Annotated in this window: 2 protein-coding genes; one reads left to right on the top strand and one right to left on the bottom strand. The window is 61.5% G+C overall.

Annotated features, from left to right (window positions below; all coding sequences use genetic code 11):
* Positions 1 to 1,313 (top strand): BamA/TamA family outer membrane protein (locus DBR24_RS34045; RefSeq protein WP_371921370.1); only part of this gene is annotated, 1,313 nt, incomplete at its 5' end.
* Positions 1,314 to 1,444: 131 nt separating this feature from the next.
* Here the strand turns inward: DBR24_RS34045 and DBR24_RS27095 are convergent.
* Positions 1,445 to 3,223, bottom strand: coding sequence for a FimV/HubP family polar landmark protein (locus DBR24_RS27095; RefSeq protein ID WP_128616251.1), 1,779 nt, complete (start codon positions 3,221 to 3,223; stop codon positions 1,445 to 1,447).
* Positions 3,224 to 3,401: the final 178 nt, after the last annotated feature.

Genomic DNA, 3,401 nt, shown 5'->3' with positions numbered 1-3,401 from the left:
ACGCCGGTTACCGCGCGACGCGAATTCTCGACGCCCGCCTCGCCGTACTCAAATCCGCCGAATCCCAGGATGCCGAACTCAACGCTGCCCGCTCGCCGGGCCAGCGCACACCGATCATCACCGCGATCAAGGTCGAGAACAATTCGAAAGTCGATGACGATGTCATTCGTTACTACATCCGCCAGCACATCGGCGAACCGCTGGACCTGGGGCGCCTGCACTCGGACATGGGCACCCTGTATGGCCTCGACTACTTCGAGCAGGTGCAATACCGCGTCGTGCACAAGGGGCAGGATCACACCTTGGTCATCAGTGCTCGTGGCAAGCGCAGCGGCACCGATTACCTGCGGGTCGGCCTCAACCTGTCGGACGATATGCGTGGCGACAGCGCTTTCAACCTCGGTGCCAGTTACCGGGTCAACGGCATCAATCGGCTCGGCGCGGAATGGCTGACCCGCGCGCAAATTGGCGATAAACAGGAGCTGTACAGCGAGTTCTACCAGCCGCTGGACGTCGGCTCGCGCTACTTCATCGCCCCGTCGGTGGTGTTCGAAGCGCAGAACGTCGATGCCGTGCTCGATAACGATCCGATCGCGCAGTACCGCGTCGAACGCTATGGCATGGCGCTGAATGTCGGCCGGCAGATCGGCAACAACGGTGAAGTGCGCTTTGGCGTCGGCGAGGCGTGGGGCAAGGCTGACGTGCGCATTGGCGATCAGGACCTGCCCAGCGAGCATTTCAACGAAGGCTTCTATTCACTGAAGTACTCCTACGACTCGCTGGACAACGTCTACTACCCGCACGAAGGCAAGGACATCAGTCTGACACTGCTGCAATTCGAACCGAGCCTGGGGTCAGACACACGCTACCGGCAATGGGAATTCAAACTCGATAAAGCCATGAGCCGCGGGCCGGACACGCTGATACTCGGCGGGCGTTACGGGCGCACACTCGACGACACCAACGTGGTCACTTCCAGCTTCCTGCTCGGCGGTGCGCGGCAGTTGTCGGGCTTCCGTGAGGATGCGATTTCGGGACAGAACGTCAGTCTGTTGCGGGCGGTGTATTACCGCCGCCTGACCCCTCGCGCCTACCTGCCGCTGGACTTCCCGCTGGACTTCCCGCTGTACGCCGGTGCTTCGCTGGAGCGTGGCCGGGCATGGAACAACGACAATGAATTCGACAGTGGCTACATCAACGCCGCCAGTGTGTTTATCGGGTTCGATACACCATTGGGGCCGTTGAATTTCAGTTACGGGCTGAATGATGCCAACGAGCAGGCGGTGTACCTGAATCTCGGCCAGACCTTCTGATCAATCAGGTCTGACAGGCCGTGTTCGCGAGCGAGCCCGCTCCCATAGTTGGAATGCTTTTCAACGGTGGGAGCGGGCTCGCTCGCGAAAGCAATCATCCAGCGCCCCTGAAAATACCGGTGACTCAACAATCAACGAATCCCCGCCAACAAGGTTCGAGCAGTTTGCCTGAGGGGTTCGTCGCCCTCCTTGAGCAATTCATTGAGCAACGCAATCGCACTGTCGATGTCTCCGTCATCAATACAGGTTTGTGCCTGCTCGAGCTTGCCGGCGCCTGCCTCGCCCTCCTCCTCCGGCATCTGCAGCTCCAGCGTTTCCAGGGGCAGCGACGGCGGCGGATCAGCAAACTCGTTGAGAAAGTCATCGTCCAGCGGCTGAGCTTCGGGCTCGGGGATCCATTCCAGCTCCGCTTCTTCGCTGGCCGCCGGAAGCTCAAAGTCCTGCGGCAGCACTTGCAGACGGCTACCCTGCGGTGCTTCGTCCAGCGTTGATCGCGGCGGCGCCGCACGGCTGTCCTCCAGATCCCAACTGGCGGCCGTCGACAACTCATCCAGCTTCAGCTCGAAATGATCTTCGGGCGCTGCCGGCTCAGGCTCAGCGACAACCACCGGCGCGACACTGGCAGCCACCGGCGCAACAGCCGCCAATGGCGCAGCACTCGACAGTTTCGGATGACGCTCGCGCACCGCCTGCAGCTGCGCGGCCTCTACACCGAGTTCACGCAGGTGCTGTTCCTGTTGCTCATACGCTGCACTATCACCCTGACGCCCGAGCACTTCCAGCAGTTGCAGGCCGAGGTCGATGCGTTGCGGTTCTTTGTGCAAAGCCTCGCGCAGCAGGCCAACCGCTTCACCCAGCCGTCCGTACGCCAGATAAATCCCCACCGCTTCCAGCACATCGCCCGCCGCGGGTTCTTCGCGATGCTCGGCTGTAGCGTGGGGCCTGACGGGATGACTGTCGGCCACTTCCTCGATTTGCGTGTCGTTGCCGGACGGCCACAATGGCAGCGCTGTTTCATCCTGTTTTGACTGACGACAACGGCGAATCACTACGCCGGCAATCAGTCCGCCAAGCAACAGCAACAAACCACCCAGCCACCAGCCATTCGGGGAGTCGTCAGCCGCGGCGACCGGCGCAGCCACCTGGGCCGGCGTCGGCGTGACCACCGCAGGCGGTGGCGTTTTTTGCAGTTCGGTCAGTCGGGTCTGCAGTTCACCCAACTGCTTCTTGCCATCGGCGATGAGCGCCTGCTGTTCCTGCAGTTTTGCGTTCAACTCATCGACGGTTTTTTGCAACTGCTGGTTGTGCAGGGTGCTGGCGGCCAGCTGTTCGGCAAGCGCATCGCTGGCCGCTGCGGCGGGCGGTGGCGGCACCGGCGCCACTGCGCGTTTGCCCTGGGCTGCCTGAGTCGGCGCGGTGGTCGGTTCGACCGTGGGGAATTCAGAGGATTGCGGGCGCGGATCCGGCTCATCGGTGGCCGGTACGATACCGGGCGAGCCCGGCGGGTCGATCAACACGGTGTACTCGCGCAGCAGGCGCCCATTGGGCTGATTGAGCTGCACCAGAAAATTCAGAAAAGGTTCGTTGACCGGTTTACTCGAGGTCACCCGGACCAGTTGGCGACTGCCGTGCAGAATCGGCGTGAATTTGAGGTCGTTGAGGAAGAACACCCGCTCGACCCCGGCGCGACCGAACTCATCCGCCGTCGCCAGGCTGATCGACAGATCGCTCTGGGTGAGCGCGCCGACATCCACCAGCGCGATGTCGGCCTTGAGCGGCTGATTGAGGGCTGAATGAACCGTGATGTCACCCAGCCCAAGGGCCACCGACGCGGTCGAATAGCTGAATACACCAGCGACCAGCAACCTTTTGGCGCCACCGCGCAGTACCACGTGCCAACTTGCGAGCATGAGCATCCCTTAAATAAGCAAAACCGGTTTCTATGCGTTCGCACATCCGGTACGAACACGATATTGCCCAGCAGTTCTTATAGTCTGCTCAGCGCGATCCCTCAAAAAACCGGCACGCGGTTATGCCTCAAGACTTTTCCAGATTGCCCAGAATGTGCCCGTGAACGCGCATGCACAC

The organism is Pseudomonas sp. HMWF006 (assembly GCF_003061205.1).
Classification (GTDB): domain Bacteria; phylum Pseudomonadota; class Gammaproteobacteria; order Pseudomonadales; family Pseudomonadaceae; genus Aquipseudomonas; species Aquipseudomonas monsensis.
The sequence above is the reverse complement of the archived record's forward strand: the minus strand, read 5'-3'. Positions and strand labels throughout refer to the sequence as shown.